The 16,530-nt window shown below is 50.4% G+C and carries 13 protein-coding genes; 2 read left to right on the top strand and 11 right to left on the bottom strand.

Features of this window, described 5'->3' with window-relative positions:
• Positions 1-244 precede the first annotated feature (244 nt).
• Positions 245-1,846: a DUF1565 domain-containing protein gene (locus NG792_RS11045; protein ID WP_261198204.1), complete on the bottom strand. Its 1,602-nt coding sequence runs from the start codon at positions 1,844-1,846 to the stop codon at positions 245-247.
• Positions 1,847-2,316: 470 nt separating this feature from the next.
• On the opposite strand from NG792_RS11045, the gene NG792_RS11040 reads away from it, so the two are divergent.
• A complete protein-coding gene (locus NG792_RS11040) occupies positions 2,317-2,871 on the top strand; it encodes an alpha/beta hydrolase (RefSeq protein ID WP_261235472.1) in 555 nt (184 codons plus the stop codon).
• Positions 2,872-3,109: 238 nt separating this feature from the next.
• Here NG792_RS11040 and NG792_RS11035 read toward each other — a convergent pair whose 3' ends face one another.
• The 10 genes from NG792_RS11035 to NG792_RS10990 all read right to left on the bottom strand — a co-directional run bounded on the left by NG792_RS11035 (position 3,110) and on the right by NG792_RS10990 (position 14,690).
• Positions 3,110-3,790 carry a low-complexity tail membrane protein gene (locus NG792_RS11035; protein ID WP_261198201.1) on the bottom strand — a complete coding sequence of 227 codons (681 nt, stop codon included), beginning with the start codon at positions 3,788-3,790 and terminating at the stop codon, positions 3,110-3,112.
• Positions 3,791-4,061: 271 nt separating this feature from the next.
• Positions 4,062-7,226, bottom strand: a complete 3,165-nt coding sequence (gene infB, locus NG792_RS11030; RefSeq protein WP_261235471.1) for a translation initiation factor IF-2 — start codon at positions 7,224-7,226, stop codon at positions 4,062-4,064.
• A 64-nt stretch (positions 7,227-7,290) separates the two neighbouring features.
• Positions 7,291-7,587 carry a hypothetical protein gene (locus NG792_RS11025; protein WP_261198199.1) on the bottom strand — a complete coding sequence of 99 codons (297 nt, stop codon included), beginning with the start codon at positions 7,585-7,587 and terminating at the stop codon, positions 7,291-7,293.
• Between the two features lie 45 nt (positions 7,588-7,632).
• Positions 7,633-8,013 carry a YlxR family protein gene (locus NG792_RS11020; protein ID WP_261235470.1) on the bottom strand — a complete coding sequence of 127 codons (381 nt, stop codon included), beginning with the start codon at positions 8,011-8,013 and terminating at the stop codon, positions 7,633-7,635.
• 116 nt (positions 8,014-8,129) lie between these two features.
• Positions 8,130-9,392: a transcription termination factor NusA gene (gene nusA, locus NG792_RS11015; protein WP_261198197.1), complete on the bottom strand. Its 1,263-nt coding sequence runs from the start codon at positions 9,390-9,392 to the stop codon at positions 8,130-8,132.
• Between the two features lie 240 nt (positions 9,393-9,632).
• Complete coding sequence (rimP, locus tag NG792_RS11010; protein ID WP_261198196.1) at positions 9,633-10,097, bottom strand: ribosome maturation factor RimP; 465 nt, start codon at positions 10,095-10,097, stop codon at positions 9,633-9,635.
• An 895-nt stretch (positions 10,098-10,992) separates the two neighbouring features.
• On the bottom strand, positions 10,993-12,882 hold the full coding sequence (locus NG792_RS11005) for a hypothetical protein (protein ID WP_261235469.1): 1,890 nt from the start codon (positions 12,880-12,882) through the stop codon (positions 10,993-10,995).
• 436 nt (positions 12,883-13,318) lie between these two features.
• A complete protein-coding gene (locus tag NG792_RS11000; protein WP_261198194.1) occupies positions 13,319-13,831 on the bottom strand; it encodes a DUF948 domain-containing protein in 513 nt (170 codons plus the stop codon).
• A 67-nt stretch (positions 13,832-13,898) separates the two neighbouring features.
• Positions 13,899-14,240: a YtxH domain-containing protein gene (locus NG792_RS10995; protein WP_261198193.1), complete on the bottom strand. Its 342-nt coding sequence runs from the start codon at positions 14,238-14,240 to the stop codon at positions 13,899-13,901.
• Between the two features lie 111 nt (positions 14,241-14,351).
• Positions 14,352-14,690 carry a hypothetical protein gene (locus NG792_RS10990; protein ID WP_261198192.1) on the bottom strand — a complete coding sequence of 113 codons (339 nt, stop codon included), beginning with the start codon at positions 14,688-14,690 and terminating at the stop codon, positions 14,352-14,354.
• Between the two features lie 132 nt (positions 14,691-14,822).
• On the opposite strand from NG792_RS10990, the gene ggt reads away from it, so the two are divergent.
• Positions 14,823-16,400, top strand: a complete 1,578-nt coding sequence (gene ggt, locus NG792_RS10985) for a gamma-glutamyltransferase (protein ID WP_261235468.1) — start codon at positions 14,823-14,825, stop codon at positions 16,398-16,400.
• The last annotated feature ends 130 nt before the right edge of the window (positions 16,401-16,530 follow it).

The raw sequence follows: 16,530 nt of genomic DNA, 5'->3' as shown, positions 1-16,530 counted from the left end.
TGAGGGCAATGGAGCTTATAATTAAAAATTTTTTAAAAATCGGGAGTGGTTCCCTGAGTATAAATCTAAAGAAAAGATTACGAAATTCTAGGTCTACCAAAATTTCGGTCATAATCAAATCCATAAAGTTCAAATGGGGTCAGCCAATATAAAGACCCTAAACATAAAACCTTAAAGATAAGGAAAGCGCCGGTTGCTGCGATCGCAGCAACCGGCGCTTTCCCTTTGAACCTGTTGGCCCAAATTAAGGAGCCATCACCAGATAAGGAGAGGCGATCGCCTCGGCTTGACCGGCATTAACTAAAGCTTGGTAAACAAATGCCGCAACATCGGCGCGGGTTGCCTCTTGGCTGGGATTGAGGCGATCGCGAATCGGATAATTTACGACTAAGCCGCTTTCCGTCGCCCCGGCGATCGCCGACTGCGCCCAATCCGGAATCCCACTCGTATCCGAAAACACCGATAACACCCCCATATTCTCAGAACGTAATCCCAACCCACTGGCTAGGGCCACAAGCACCTGAACCCGAGGAATCTGCTGTTCCGGGCGGAACTCATTTCCCGGGTATCCCGCTAAAAACCCTCCTCGACAAGCCGTTTGAATCGCCTCAAAGCCCCAGAAATTACTTCGGACATCGGAAAACGCCGAACAAGCCTGATTCGATCGCGGGGTAAATGCCTTATTCACGATCGCCGCAAACTGCGCACGGGTCACCCGCTCATTCGGACGAAATGTCCCATCATTAAATCCCGCAATCACCCCTTTAGCCGCCAACGCTTCAATATAAGGTTGCGCCCAGTGACCCCCAATATCTCGAAATCCTGCGGCGATCGTTGTCGCTACAAACTCCACCGCCCCGGAGATTCGACTACCATCAATATCATTCCCCACCGCCAAAATTGTATTGGTGCGGGTGGCATTATAAAGGTCATAGCGGGTGTTACCCCGGATGTAATTTTTGCCTTCCGATTCGGCAGTCCCTAAATCGGGCAACGCATCCCCGATCACCACAATCCCATCCCGTTCATTATTCTCAATCACGTTATTGCGAAAGATCGGTTTTGCCGAATTGGACACCACCACCCCATCAATATTTTGTAGAATCCGGTTATCCACAATCATTGGGGCGGATGAATCCCCGATCGCCAAGCCAAAACCCGTGTCCTGAAAGACATTTCCCCGAACTTCCCCTTTTGCCGATCGCGCAATGGAAATCCCATTCCCATCGTTTTCGCTAAAGACGTTATTTTCAATCAAGGGCGTGGAAGTCCCCGTGACAAAAATGCCCTCGCGCAGATTACTGGTAAAGGTACTATTACGAATCGTTGCTGCTCCCGATTCGATCCAGATGCCAGTTCCCCGGGTGTTAGGGTTGGTTACCCCGACCCCGGCGATCGTGCTATCGGTGGCGGTGACAATTGCTACACTTTGAACTGCAAAGGTGGGACTGCTAAAGCTACCACCGCCAATAATCCGCACGTTCTGCCCTTTCTTATCTTCATCCCCGCGCAGAATGACCCCCGGGCGGAGGGTCAGAGGAAAAGTTTCGGTGTCCTTGGTGTAACTTCCAGGGGCCAACTGAATCACCGTGCCCGGGGTGGCTTGGGAGAGGGCATAAGTAATACTCTGATAAGCAGCCTCTTCAGTGGTGCCTGCATCAGGGCGATCGCTCCCTAAGACCGGATTAACATAGACAACTCTAGCATTCGCCGGAATTTGGGCCGTCTGCACTCCCGAGGACTGTGGCATCCGGGGGACCATGTTGGCCCAGGATCCGGGAACAGCCACTACTCCCACCCCCAAAACCAGGGCGGTTACCAGGGTCAGGCTAAATTTCTGGGTCACGGGACCCTGCTCCAAACTCGCGGGTTGTAACCTGAAAGAAGAAAGTCGCTTGATCATCTGCTGATGAGTCCTACTCTGGTAAAACATGAAAGTTGTTAGACTTAGGTTAACCCCACAGGCGCTTACATTAACGCAGTGGCCATGAAATTAAATCCCTAGGAGGCCGCTACAGTAGAGGGAAGACCAACCCCGGTTTTTCACAAGATTCAGGCTGGCTTGGCCGCAAATAAATGGCCAAAAAGCCGCTTTCTTCTGCCGGTTATCCCCTCCTGCCTGGATGTATCTCCTTCAGACTTAATTCTGATTCAATCAACTCGTTCATTCCTGTTGTTTTCCGGGAAATTTGACTGGGGGTTTTAGGAAAATTCCAAGCGGTTTAGGGGATTAAAACTCAAAGGGAATCTCCTTTACCAAGCCCGAAACCTCTTCTATCAATTCCTCGTCTTTAGTCGGTAAACTCATCTATTAAAATGGTAAAAATGCGCCTATCCATGTTGTCTGTTTTGCGTCGGATTATCCAGGTGGGAACTCTGGGGATTGCTCTAGTGGGAGTGGGGGAAGGAATGCTTTCCCCAAACAGCGCTACTGCGGCTGAAGAAATTATTCTCAAGTATGGACCCATGCGTGCACCTGTCTCTGTGGCTGACTTATCTAGGTTTGCTGAGACGGGAGATCTGTCTTTCTCGTTGCGATCGTATATCCGGTTATCTAGTCAAAACCCGGATGAGGTTCGGAATCATTTAAACCGCTCAATTTCCCTGAGTCCAGAATTTTTGGATCAGGCGCTGAATCATCGTCTGGGTAAGCGCGTGTTAGATGAAATGGGGGACATGATTCAGACCCCTTCGGGCCAGTTGAGCGGGCAGGCTCTGCGTGCTTCCTTGGTTCTGTCAGCAGCAGAAGATGGGCAGATTAGTGTGGTGGAATTGATTGAAAATTACCCCGCACAGACTATAGAAGTGGATGTGGCGAGTTTAATACGAGTCTATGACAAGCTGAGTTTTCTGGACAAGTTACCGTTTTAAAGGGGAAGAATAAAATTAATTTAGGCTGAAGAAACCCGAGTTTAATTTCAAGGTTTTAAACCTTTTTAGAGACGCTAAATTTGGCGGCTCTACTTTTTTATCGGGGGGCATTTATAGAGTCGTCTAAGTCATGAGGAAGGATGAAGAAGTGCCAGCATCGGGTTCACTACGGTTGTAGTCAGCGAAGCACGATGCTCACACTCCTTTGAAACAGCATCTGACGAAGTGCCATGTGGGGTTAGGGTTCCGAATTTTCAGGGGGAACCGGAGAGTCCACCGGGGGCGGGATGGGGTCAGAAAGGGGTTGAGGGGAAGCCAATTCGACCGGGATGGGGGGTAGGGGTAAAATTTTCTGGACTTTCCATCCGGGGATTGTAAAGGTCCGGGGAAGTTGGTCCACAGGAACGGGGGATGTGGCGGCAAAGATAGGTTCTGGGGTGAGCAAGACGGCGAGGACGCTAATGGGGACCTGTAAAAAGAGATTAGCGCCGAAAAAGCCAAGGGCTGCGATCGCCAGTCCTAAAAGATGCGATTGGGGTAAATAAGCAGCAATCCCCGCAGCAACGGGGGACCACAGATAAAGATTCCAGAGAATGGCCACTAATCCCACCGGAACCAAGAGGGCCAGCCAACGGTTCCGGGCTCTTAAAAATAAGCTGAGGATCCGTCGTTGTTCTTCGGTCAGATACTGGGGGGCGATCGCCACAAATAGCAAACTAAAAATATAGAAGGGGCGCGTCCATTGCATCCACAACAGGGGCAACAGGCCCACTGCCGCAACCAACAGCAATTCCAAACCACCCGAGAACAGAGGGTCACCCACGGACAAACCGACCCAAGTCAGTTCCAGAAACAGGGGGACCGCCGCCACACCCGCTAGATGAATCCAAAAATAGGGATCAGAACGAAAAGACACCATGAACCGATGTTAAAGATGAGGAACGACGAATCAGGGATGAAGGATGAAGGGGGAAGGATGGCAAATGACCCGATGTCATTTGTCATTGGTCTTATGTCTTATGTCCTTTGTCCTTTGGATTGTTGAAGACTCACCAACCCCGAACCAATGACATAAGACCAACGACCAAGGACCAACGACCAATGACCAATGACATAAGACCAATGACCAATGACCAATGACCAATCTCCTTTACCCTTCACCCTTAAGCGGTGACACTGTCTGTCCACCGTTAAGCGGGAGTAAGAGTGCGGCGCTTGGTGACCATCCGATAGGCTTCGATCGTGTCTCCTTCGAGCCAGGTACTGAACTTATCAATACCGATACCGCATTCAAAGCCACTATTGACTTCCTTGGCATCATCCTTAACCCGTTTGAGAGAGTCGAGAGCACCTTCATAGATGACCTCTCCCTTGCGATGAACCCGCACCTTACAGTTACGGATCATTTTACCGGAGAGCACATAACAGCCTGCGACGGCACCGCGACCGATTTGGAAGACCACCCGGACTTCTGCCTGACCGAGGGGTTCCTCAATCAATTCAGGATCCAGCAGACCTTCCATTGCTGCTTGGATATCATCGAGCAGGTTATAGATGATGTTGTACTCGCGAACATCAACCCCAGCGCGGTCAGCTGCCTGACGTGCACCGCTGGCGAAGGTGGTGTTAAATCCAACAATGACCGCATCAGAAGCGGCAGCCAGGTCAACATCTGTTTCGGAGACTTCTCCAGGAGCAGCCAACAGGACGCGAACTTGCACCTCATTTTGAGGAAGTTGTTTTAAGGAGCCAATGATGGCTTCGATGGAGCCTTGAACGTCGGCTTTTAGAATCAGGTTGAGTTCTTTCAACTGACCTTCTTGAGCACGAGCGCTGAGGCTGTTGAGGGTGACCCGACGAGAGTTGAGGGCTTGATTGAGACGAGTTTCGCGATTGACATCGGCGCGATCGTCGGCAACGGCCCGAGCATCTTTTTCATTCGGGAAGACATCGAACTCATCCCCGGCAGAGGGGACCTCGTTTAAGCCCAAGACTTCGACAGCAAAGGAAGGGGTAGCGACTTCTACGCGATCGCCGCGATCGCCCACCATTGCCCGGACTTTACCCATTGTGGAGCCTGCGACCAAAATATCCCCTATATGCAGGGTGCCATTTTGTACCAGCAGGGTAGCCACCGGACCCCGAGCTTTATCCAAATGGGCCTCAATCACGGTCCCTTTCGCAGCGCGATTGGGGTTAGCCGAGATTTCTTCGATTTCTGCCACCAAGATAATCATCTCTAGCAGAGTATCCAAATTCTGCCCTTGAATCGCACTCACGGGAACCATAATCGTGTCGCCGCCGAATTCTTCGGGGACCAGACCGTAATTCATTAGTTCCTGCTTAACGCGGTTTAAGTCGGAGTCCATCTTGTCAATTTTGTTGATGGCGACCACAATTGGCACTTGAGCCGCTTTCGCATGGCTGATGGCCTCAATGGTTTGAGGTTGGACCCCATCATCGGCAGCGACCACCAGAACGGCAATATCCGTCACCCGGGTCCCGCGAGCACGCATGGCGGTAAAGGCTTCGTGACCTGGAGTATCCAGGAAGACGACTTGGTGCATCTTGCCTTTATGTTCCACATCCACATGATAGGCCCCGATATGTTGGGTAATCCCACCAGCTTCTCCTTGGGCCACCTTCGTTTTGCGGATGGAGTCGAGGAGGGTAGTTTTCCCGTGGTCCACGTGGCCCATAATCGTGACCACTGGCGGACGAATCTGGAGGCTTTCCAGGTCGCTGATATCGATCATCTCGCTGACCTTTTTCGCTTCGGATTCGGCGACAGCGATCTCGACGGTGACCTCTAGTTCTTCGGCGACCATTTTGGCCGAGGGAATATCGAGGGTTTGAGTAATGTTAACCGCAATTCCTTTGAAGAAGAGGGTTTTGACGATATCGGTTTCCGGAACAGCCAGGGCATTAGCCAGTTCTCGCACGGTCATCGCTTGAGTGATGACAATATGGTCTGGACGTTCTTTTTTCTCAGTTTTTTCTTGACGACGGCCCCGAGATTTACTACTGCCCGAAGAGTCGCGATTGGTATTCGGTTTTTTGGTTTGACGGGCGGTGATGATGGTGCTAGTCCGGGGAGCCGGGGCAGTTTTGGGTTTAGGCGGACGGGCGATCGACAGGCTCAGAGCGGTATCTGACGATTCATCCGTATCTAAATCGCTTTCATAATCATCATCATCTTCATCGGCCAGAGGCTTGAGTCGCCGCTTAGATTTGGTAAGGCCCTTACCTGCTTTTTCATCTAAGTCTTGCATCTCGTCTTCTTCTTCCTTGCGTTTTTTCAAACGCTTGGGAGGACGAGGGGGAGCTTTCAGTTGAGGACGTGGAGTTTCGTTATCGTCCTCTACGAAGGGTTCGGCCTCAGTGGTAGAGATATCTTCATCCGACGAGGCGCGATCGCGCAAATCCTTGGCTTTGGCAATAGCCGTATCACCTTCCCCGGAGCGACGGGGGCGGACGAGTTCCGTTACAGGTTTAGGCTTAGGTGCAATTCCAGCCTGGGGACTTTCTCGACGGGAATCGCCTTCCTTACTGACCGAGGGGGTCGGCGCAGAGGGCGCGGAGGGAGAGGGACGAGAGGGAGCAGCGGGCTTGGCTGCACGCGGCGCTCCTGGGCTAGTGGGGCTAGGAGTTTTCGCCACCACTGGGGAGGGGCTGTCGTCTTTCTTGGACAGGGGTTTGAGTACAGGTCGGTCCAATTTACCAGACTCAATTTTCCGGTCAGAGGAGCGGACGGGGCGGACGGGGGGAGCTTGCAGTTCTTGCAATTCTTCCTCAGAGAGCGGATTATTTCCGTCTCTGTGGTCCCCTTGGGGTTCCGAGACCCGCTCTGGATTGCGCTCTGGGGCGAGGGCCGGGGTATTGGCCTCATCCTGAGCTGAGAATTCCTCTTCGAGGTTTTGGGAGTCCGGTAGACTGGGATCGCTGTCGTTACTACGCACAGGTCGATTCAACATCATCTGCTTATTTTGATTGGCATCGGATGAGCTGTGGGCATTGGGGAAGGCACTGTCTTCTAATAGGGTTTGTCCCCCAACTTGATTGTTATTATTGCGGTAAGGTTGTTTTCGGATTTCCAAAATTTCCTGTTTTTTCTTAGCGTTTGAGGGGTTTCCCAGTTCGGAGGCCGCTTGTTTTTCTTTGGTTTTGGCGGCTCCATTCGCTTTTTCTGGATGATTCATGACAAATTTTTCGATGCGCTGGGCCTCATCTTCTGAGATGGTACTACTGTGGCTTTTAACTGGAATGTTCAGTTGTTCGCAAACTGCCAAAATGTCTCTGTTTTCCAAATTCAATTCCCGTGATAACTCGTATATTCTCACTTTTCCGTTGTTCATAAAACCTCCGAACGGCGGATCCCGCCCTTCGATTGTGGATTCTTGGATTTTTAACGCTGAGTTTTCAGGTTTTTCCCAAGCTTAATGTTTGAATCGAAGAGGGTCGAGCCGGTCTTTTAGTGCGATCGCCGCCGGGAGACCGACAGAACCCGTTAATGGCATCGGCTTTTTGGGCGTTATTGTTGACCGGCTGGGATACCAACGGACAACCGCATATCGAGAGAGCCGCACGCTCGTCTCCCACATCAGGCACGGCACGCCGGTTGAGGCGAAACCGTGTCTTCTGTTCTAGTCTTGCACGAATTTCTATAGAACTGGGGATGTTAGGGTCTATAGGGGGGGGTTGTTTTTTGGGGTTCAAAGGAGGGGGATAACTCCGGGAGGTCTAATTGAGTTGGGGTTGTTATTAGGTTGGGGTTGCTGCCCGGTGCTCGGATTGAGCGCTCAGGGGTAACCGTTGCCATAGGTTGGAATACAGTTCTGGGGGAACCGCCGCTTTAAGCGATCGCCCCAGTCTATTTTTCTTTTGAGCCGTTTTCAGGCAAGAGGCTTCTGGACAAAGATAAGCCGAACGCCCCATACCCGTATCTAATTGTACCTGATCCGATGGGTAGAGTTTGACGATACGCCAGAAGGCTTCTTTCGGTGCAACTTTACGGCAACTAATACAACGTCGGTAGTTTGGTTCCATGAGATGACGGTGAGTCGGTTTGTCCTTCCGACGGCTTGAATCGGATTTGCCCCAGACGCTTGCGGGATCAACTCCCCCTGGAGCGTCTTTCGCCAATGCTTTACTCCAAGCTCCCTTGGGAGTTGTCCCTCCCCCAGTTCCCCTGGATGCCTTTTAGTTATCCCGGAGGCTGCCCCCAGACTGAAAGCGCCCTGGGCGATTTTCCCTCAACCTCAAGCCGTTCTTTGCACTGAAGTGGCGGTTGAAGTTTCCTCTAGCTCGTCTAGCTCCTCTGCTGCCTCCTCCATGTCCTCTTCTTCCTCATAGGAAGATTGAACCCTAGCGGAATCGTAAGAAGAATCGTAGTCGTACTTCGCACTATCCTTGATGTCGATTTTCCACCCCGTCAAGCGGGCTGCTAGACGGACATTCTGGCCTTCTTTCCCGATCGCCAAACTTAGCTGATCCTCGGGAACCAAAACATGAGCCTGTCTGGCTTCAGGATTCACCAAGCGCACTTCATCCACTTTAGCGGGACTAAGAGCATTTGCGATATAAGTCGCCGGATCCGGTGACCACCGAATCACGTCGATTTTTTCCCCCCGTAATTCGTTCACCACGACTTGGATCCGCGATCCCCGCGCTCCAATACAGGCTCCCACCGGGTCCACATCCCGCTCTAGGGTATCCACTGCAATTTTAGTCCGGGGTCCGACATGACGGGAGGGGGGATTGGCTTCCCGCGCTACGGCAACAATCCGCACCACCTCATCCTCAATTTCCGGCACTTCGTTGGCAAATAGATAAACCACTAATCCAGCATCGGCCCGAGAAACCAATAACTGAGGGCCTCGGCTGGGGCCTTCCCGCACTTTCTTCAAGTAAACCTTGATGGTGGTGTTGGCGCGATAATTATCATTCGGTAACTGTTCCCGTTTAGGCAGTTCCGCTTCAACTTCCGGTTGTCCAAACCCACTATTCACGGCCAGAATCACCGACTGGCGATCGAATCGCAGGACTCGCCCTTGCAACACTGTGCTTTCTAAGTCCTCAAACTCTTCCTGCACGATCTTGCGCTGCTGATCCCGTAGCTTTTGCTGGAGCACCTGCTTAGTCTGAATCGCGGCCATCCGACCAAATTCTCGTTGGTCTGGGGTCACGTCCAAAACCACTGTATCGCCCAGTTGAGCTTCATCGGCGACTTCCTGAACCTCTTTTAAGGAAATCTCATGGTCCCCACTACTGACCAATTCCACAATGGTCTTCGTGGAGAGGACCCGAAAGCCTTCTTCTGCAATATCCAGTTCGATTTCAAAATTATCAAAAAAGTGTTCATCGAAATGGATCTTTTCCATGCTAATCGTGCGCCTGTAGCGCTCGTATCCTTTCAAAAGCGCTTCCCTCAGTGCCGCTTGCACGGCTTGCTTCGGTAAATTCCGCTCTTGAGAGATACTGTCGATCATCTCCCGGAGTCCGGGGAGGCTGACCATTGCCATAATACTTGCCTCCGTTGTTCTATTTAGAGTTAGAGATAACAGGACGAGGATTCCAAACGCTCTTTGTTCAGGATCTCCTAGGGCCTCGGTGATGAGATCAATCGGACAAGAAACCGGGTTTCTGGCCCAAAGAAAGTTGCTCATGAGTAGAGATTGGGTCAAGAAATCGGGTTGTCTTCCCTCTCCTGTGCCAACCCCCTAGGGATCTGCCTACCTTTGCTGATGCGAACCTGTCCTTGGTTATTCTTCTCGATCTACGAGTTGCACTTTATTGATGAGGGGTCGCGGAATTGCTGTTACTCGACCTTTACGGTTGAGATAAACGGCAGTTTCGTCCCGCTTCACGAGTCTACCTTTCCACTCTGTATGCCCCTGATAGGGTTCTAGGGTTTCCACGACTGCGGGAAACCCTTTGAAGGAGATAAATTCTCGGTCTGTGGTGAGCTGCCGCGAGATTCCAGGACTGGAAATTTCTAAAACGTAGGTATCCGGGATTAACTCCCGTTCGTCTAAGCTGCTTTCCAACGCCTTGCTCATGCGTTCGCAGTCATCCAAACTGGTATCTGTGCTGTAGTTGCGGATGTCCACTCGCAGTACGGGCGGATTCAGGTTGGTATGAAAGACCGCTGCCACCACTTCTAATCCGAGAGAGTCGGCGATGGGGGTAGCGATTTCGATAATTTGTGGGATCAGGGGATGAGTCATGAGACAGATTTGAACAAAAAAAGTGGGGGTTGACCCACTTCAAAGCGAAATAACTCTTCACAGAAGTTTGGGAATGAACGGTGTTCTCTTCCCTTTGGCGGCAGGGATTTCTTGGGTCTATCACGGGTTGGTGCTTAGACAGTAAAAATCAACTTGCACGCTCTGACGGCAAGCCTTTGGGGTGGCTTTCCGGGGAAGGAGGGCGCGATCTAACCGCTGGTGGGCCAGGGACCAACAGAGTTTAGATCGGAGTCTCTGTCAGTTTAGCCTGGGCGATCGCGGCTGATTTGGCTTCCCCTATTGCATATTCCAATGCCCTAGGGACTGCTTCAGTCGAGTTCAACCGTTCGGGGGCCTTCCAGCTTGAGCGGTTTCTGGCGGCCCGGGGGGAACCGTTTCCCCTCCGGTTCGCACTAAACCTGCCCGCTTTCCTAGATGCCCCACTCCAATTTTACGGTTACTCTTTTGGAGATGCCAGTCTTTTAGGAGCGAGCTTGCCGGTTAGACAGGGGCGATCGCCATCCCACCTCTGACGGAATGCACTTAACGCACCCTGGGGGAAGTAGACGATTTCCGATAGTCAGGCCATTCGGCCCCCTATTCTCGACTATCTAGTGGTTGAATGCCTTTGTTGTTCCATTTTACACGATCTCCCCAGGGATTGACCGATATGGTCTCAACTGGTCGTTGGTTGTTGGTCATTGGTTGTTGGTCATTGGTCGTTGGTCATTTGTCATTGGTTGTTGGTCATTGGTCGTTGGTCGTTGGTTGTTGGTTGTTGGTCATTGGTTGTTGGTTGTTGGTCGTTGGTTGTTGGTCTCTTGACAAATGACAACCGACAAATGACCAAGGACCAATGACCAACAACCAATGACAACCAACAAAATTCACTCCTCTACCCCCTGTTCTCCTTTCCAGGCAGCTTGATGTTGCTACTCGCCCGTTTGCGAAGGGCTTCGGTTTCCTCAAACAGGTCCTCGGGGTCGGATTCTTCCATTTGTTGAACGTAGTTAACCTTAATTTCTTCCAGTAAAGACGCCAGCAAATATTCAAATTCCCCGATCGTATCTTCTCTTCGCAATTCTTTTCGCAAAGCACTTCCAAAATGTTCCACCAGTTGCTGAGTCAATTTTTCCCCAACGGGGTCAGGGGGTGCATGAACGATCGCCTCATAGGCATTTTCTGGCCCCTCGGTTACCAGTCTGGATACCCGCTTGACTAACTGTTCCGCCATTTGATGAGATAAATCCCCAAACCCCGGTAACTGCTGAATCCTCTGATACAACTCGGAGGATTTCATCGTATTTTCCATCTGATGAGACAGCAGCGCCTGTAAATCCGGCTGGACTTCCGGCAGAACTCGACAAACGGTGATTTCTAACAATCGATTAGAAATCGCTTGCACTTCGTTAATATCATTAATATTGATATACTCTTTCTCCGCTGGTTCTAATAAACTCCGGCTCAGTTGTCCACTTTCTACACTCCCTTTCATCTGATTAATGGTTTGAACCACTACTACTTCTGTCAGTTCTTTGGCAAAGTTAGCCACAAACCCCAAACGGGCTTGCTTTTGCACCCACTCTATGTTCAAAATATTGGCTTCGTTGAGTCGAATTACCACAGGAATCACCCGCAACCATCGCCAAAAGGGGATGAGCAAAATTAAATCATACCATCGCCATAAAATCGCCCCTTCTAACGTCATGTTAGGATGACGCCGCACGATTAACCAACTTCTAAATAATAAGTCTACCAAAAAGATAGCCATAAAAAAGATATCAATCAGCCAAAACCGATCAATATATTCATTGGCTATCCCATAATGTCGAAAATAATTCGATTGCATGGCGAAGCGAATCTCTTCGTTAAAAAAGGCTAATTCATTTTCCCATCCGTTGGCCTGGAAGTTTTCCTGACTCCAGAAAGTTCGGAAAGCACCAGTAGAGGATTTATCCGCCCAGAGGACTTCCGGTGCTAACAGTTCGATGACATCCAGAATAAATCGCGGACCTTGGGGACGCTTTTCTGTGCGTGAATAAATATGCCGCCGCATATTATTTTTAATCTCTTCTAATGTGCCGTTCTTATGCGCACGCTCAAAGAAATTTTGGTTAATCATGGCTGTACTGCGCTCTCGCAACTGCCCCAGTAAAGGTTCTACTCGGTCCGATCGCAAGCCATCCCGCTGTAATTCAACCGTCAGACTATCGACGAGTTGTAGATAGGCTTGGGTGTCGCGATAGGGTTCAATTCCTTTAACGGCATCATAAAACAGTTGGGGTTCATAAAAGGTCATTAAAAATCGGATATCCCGATTAAAAAAATCCATTGCTTGCCGCCATCCCACGGCATTTAAGTATTCACGATTCCAAAAGGCTAGGAAGGCTTGGGGGGCATTTTCCGCTCCCATTTCCCTTTCCATGCGACTTTTGATTTCTTCTAAGGCTCCATAACTGCCAGTCACCCGAAATCGTTCTTCATCAACGAGTTGAATACTCTGTTCCCTTAACTCGGCTAATAAGGGTTCTACCTGGGGGTCGTCTAATCCATTTTCCTGTAAGAGGGCTTGGAGGCGATCGACTTTGGCTAAATATTTTTCCCGTTTGGTTGTTCTAAATTGTTCTAGAAATAAATCGCCCCGGAGGTAGAAGTCTCGCCCGGGAACGTAGCTGAGGTCAAATAGGACGAGGACTAAGTTAACTAAGGCGATAATGGCGACTAATTTCTCTAGTAAACGGAGCCCAGGGGGGAGGTTTTCACGATCGCGTTTTTTGGAGGGCATAATTTCAATGGAAGGGGGGATGGGATGATTTTGAAATAATTTTTGAAGTGGGTTTTAAAGTCGCCAAAATGTTGGCAGGGGTGTTAAAACTTAATGCTTAGCAGGTATAGGGTAGCTGAAATCGGTGGGTTCTGGCAAGGACCACCGGGGGGAGAGGGTTGGGGCGATCGCCACCCGGAGGACCCCACCCTATCCCTCCCCTTGCCAAGGGGAGGGGACAAGAGGTAGTTAAGGGTAAAAAATCTACTGTATCGCCACCCGGAGGACCCCACCCTAACCCGGACCAAGAATCAGGGGAGGGGACAAGAGGCAGTTAAGGGTAAAAAACTACTGTTGTCAGGGGAGAGGGGTGGGCGATCGCCATGACACAGAAACCGGCAGGGGTGACAAACCCTCGCCGGTTGTAGGTTTTTTAAAAATTTTTGAGGGTTAATTTCTAATCTGAGTAGTCCTCGGTGGGTTCGTCCGGATCTTGGGAAAGGGAATAGGGTTGGGGGGTGGATCGCTCGTTGAATTCTAAGGGTTTGCGCTGGGAGGGGGGTAAGCGATCGGGGGAACGGCGATGGGAACTGCTGGGTCGTTCTGAGGTGTTCTTAAAGGTTTTCCAGGCGGTTTTCATCCCGGTAAAGAGGCTGCGGGTGGTAATTTGGACTTTTTTGGCTTGCTGTTTGGCGCTGCCGAGACTGCGATCGACTTCTTTAACCATGTTGCTGGCACTTTGAACCCCTTCGGTGACATCATCGGTAAGGTCACTGATTTCCATGCCGGTGAGTCGAATCGCTTCGAGGGTGGGGGGAAATTCCCGCGATAGGGTATCGGCTAATTTCTCCACGCTGCGCGCGGCGCGGGCGATCGCCTGCAATGTCGGAAGTGCCGCCAGCAATACAAGAATCAGGCTGACAGCAACGAGTAAAAACGAAAGTCCAAGCCAAAACAAAGGGTCTGTCACAAGTCGGGTTCTACTAGGAAGGATTCAGGGTAGACAGAATCGGGAATCGGGCTTGTTAGGGACAACATTAGGGCTGACGATCGCCCACCTCGGAGGATACCTCGACTTCCGGTTTAGTTAGGATTTCCCGCTCTTGTTGGGTGGCTTCAATCCCAGCGGCGATCGCATCTCGGAGGCGATCGAGGGTTTCATCCCAATTTTTCAAGGCAGATGCTCCGAGGCGATCGGCTTGGATCTGGACACTGCTGGAGACATCTTCTGCGATTTCTGGCAGGGCCTGGGCCGATTTTTTCAAGATGCGCCTCGTCTGGCGTGAGGTTTGGGGGGCCACCAGCAACCCGCTGAGGGTCCCGATCGCTGCTCCGAGGAGCATTCCGCCCATAAAAATTACCGAACGATTCTTGCCCATTTTAGTTAGTTTCTAACCTTATTGACATTCTAGGTGGCTTTTGCCGGAATAGTCAGCCCTTGTCTTAACTTACGGGTCTGTTTACTGTTATTTCTATCTTTTGGGGTAGGTTTATAAGGTTCTGGATAGCTTTTGCTTTCGGGGTCGGCGCTTGAGGATGGACTGACGCACCCAGGCGGCTTGTCCTAAACTCAGCAGTTGCAGGATTTGTCGCCAGCGCAACAGTTGTAACTCGACTTGCTGATATTGGGTTCGCAAGTTGCGTGTCCCCCGTTCTCCTTGGGCTAAGGTAGCTGGGGTGGCGTGGAGGACATTGTAGGTGACGCGATCGGCATTGAGGATCGATTTGGTAGCCTGGTTGATTGTGTGTTTGAGTTTCCACAGTCTCCAGGCCACGAAGAAGAATACTAGCGATAAGATCAGGTTAATGATGATGACTGCGATTAGCATCTTTTTGGGTCTCCCCGCCGAGTCCGAGTTGAGTTGAAGATCATCTGACTAACTCCCTGAGTTTATCAATATTTTTGCTATGATTGCTAGGGTCTAACCTCTCATCATTGCGATCGCAATTTAACCGTTTTAATGAGCCAATTTATCCCCGGAATGATTGCCGCCGGTCACCCCTGTACCGCAGAAGCTGGAATTGAAATGTTGCGATTGGGTGGCAACGCTTTTGATGGGGCGGTTGCGGCTATGTTAGCATCTTTTGTGGCTGAACCGGGCCTGACTTCGGCAGCCGGTGGGGGTTTTCTCCTCGCCCATACGCGCGATCGCAATCTGCTGTTTGATTTTTTTGTTCAAACTCCTCGTTCTAAACGCAATGCTCAGGAATTAGATTTTTATCCCGTTCCGGTGGATTTTGGCGGCGCGGTGCAGGAGTTCCATATCGGCTTAGCTTCGATGGGAGTTCCGGGTAACCTCGCCGGAGTTTTGGCCGTTCACCAAAAGTTAGGACGCTTACCCTTTAAGGTTGTGGTTGAACCGGCAATTCAGTATGCTACTGAGGGCGTTATCCTGAATTCTTTTCAAGCCTATTTATTAAAAATTCTCAATCCGATTTTAACCGCCTCCCCAGAGGGAAGGCAGATTTATGCTCCCCAGGGAACCGGCTTAGAAGCGGGGGATAAACTTTACCTGAAAGATTTGGCGGCGACTTTACAGTATTTAGCCGAAGCCGGAATTAAGGAATTTTATCACGGGGCGATCGCCGAACAACTCGTTAAAGATTGTCAAGAGAAGGGCGGTTACTTAACTCGGGAAGATTTAAGTGCGTATCAGGTGATAGAACGAGAACCGTTAGTCACTCAGTATCGGGATGAAACGTTTCTGACGAATCCTCCCCCAAGTTCGGGGGGGGTTCTGATTGCTTTTGCTTTAAAGTTATTAGAATCGGTTGATTTCCAAGAAGTGGGCTTTGGGAGTGTTCGCCATTTACAAATCTTAGGGGATGTCATGCGTTTAACTAATCTGGCTCGCAGCAATGGCTATGATGAAAATCTCTATATCCCCGATTTTGGCAATCAGTTTTTATCCCCAGAGCATTGCACCGAATATGTGAGGGTTTTGGAGTCGGATTGTAATCGATTGGGCAGTACCACGCATATTAGTATTATCGATGGAGAAGGGAATGCGGCCAGCGTCACGACTTCCAATGGAGAAGGGTCTTCTTACATTATTCCGGAAACGGGAATTATGGTGAATAATATGCTGGGAGAAGCCGATTTAAACCCTAATGGATTTCATCAATGGCCGTCCAATAGACGTCTTTCTTCGATGATGGCTCCCACAATAGTTTTGAAAGACAATCGCCCAGAAATTGTTCTGGGTTCGGGGGGGTCTAATCGGATTAGGACGGCGATTTTACAAGTGATTTCTAATGCGATTGATTTTAATATGGATCTTTCAAGGGCGATCGCATCTCCTCGGGTTCATTGGGAAAATGGGGTGTTTCATCTGGAACCGGGCTTTGAGACAGAGGAACCGGAATCTTTATCCAATGTCATGCCGAACCAGACCCAAGAGGTCATAAAATGGCAAGAAAAAAATATGTTTTTTGGAGGGGTAAATGGGGTTAGAATGAGAGGGGATGGGGAGATAGAAGCAGCCGGTGACCCCCGGCGAAATGGGGCGATCGCCCAGGGTGAACGGGGAGGGGACTGACGACGCACCCATCCCTGTAGTTTCGGGCCACCCCTGCCAACCTTCAAGGCGGGTAAAGAAATTGTCCCCTTGATTGAGTCGCATGAAAACAGGATTTTTGGGCATAATTTCCGAGAAAATTTGCGCCCTT

Source organism: Laspinema olomoucense D3b (assembly GCF_025370785.1).
Taxonomy (GTDB): domain Bacteria; phylum Cyanobacteriota; class Cyanobacteriia; order Cyanobacteriales; family Laspinemataceae; genus Laspinema; species Laspinema olomoucense.
The sequence above is the reverse complement of the archived record's forward strand: the minus strand, read 5'-3'. Positions and strand labels throughout refer to the sequence as shown.

Excerpts from the sequence above, each read along its gene's own strand:
- NG792_RS11040 (WP_261235472.1), top strand. The coding sequence starts at position 2,317 with ATGGTAAAAATGCGCCTATCCATGTTGTCTGTTTTGCGTCGGATTATC.
- NG792_RS11035 (WP_261198201.1), bottom strand. The coding sequence starts at position 3,790 with ATGGTGTCTTTTCGTTCTGATCCCTATTTTTGGATTCATCTAGCGGGT.
- infB (WP_261235471.1), bottom strand. The coding sequence starts at position 7,226 with ATGAACAACGGAAAAGTGAGAATATACGAGTTATCACGGGAATTGAAT.
- nusA (WP_261198197.1), bottom strand. The coding sequence starts at position 9,392 with ATGGCAATGGTCAGCCTCCCCGGACTCCGGGAGATGATCGACAGTATC.
- rimP (WP_261198196.1), bottom strand. The coding sequence starts at position 10,097 with ATGACTCATCCCCTGATCCCACAAATTATCGAAATCGCTACCCCCATC.
- NG792_RS11005 (WP_261235469.1), bottom strand. The coding sequence starts at position 12,882 with ATGCCCTCCAAAAAACGCGATCGTGAAAACCTCCCCCCTGGGCTCCGT.
- NG792_RS10995 (WP_261198193.1), bottom strand. The coding sequence starts at position 14,240 with ATGGGCAAGAATCGTTCGGTAATTTTTATGGGCGGAATGCTCCTCGGA.
- NG792_RS10990 (WP_261198192.1), bottom strand. The coding sequence starts at position 14,690 with ATGCTAATCGCAGTCATCATCATTAACCTGATCTTATCGCTAGTATTC.
- ggt (WP_261235468.1), top strand. The coding sequence starts at position 14,823 with ATGAGCCAATTTATCCCCGGAATGATTGCCGCCGGTCACCCCTGTACC.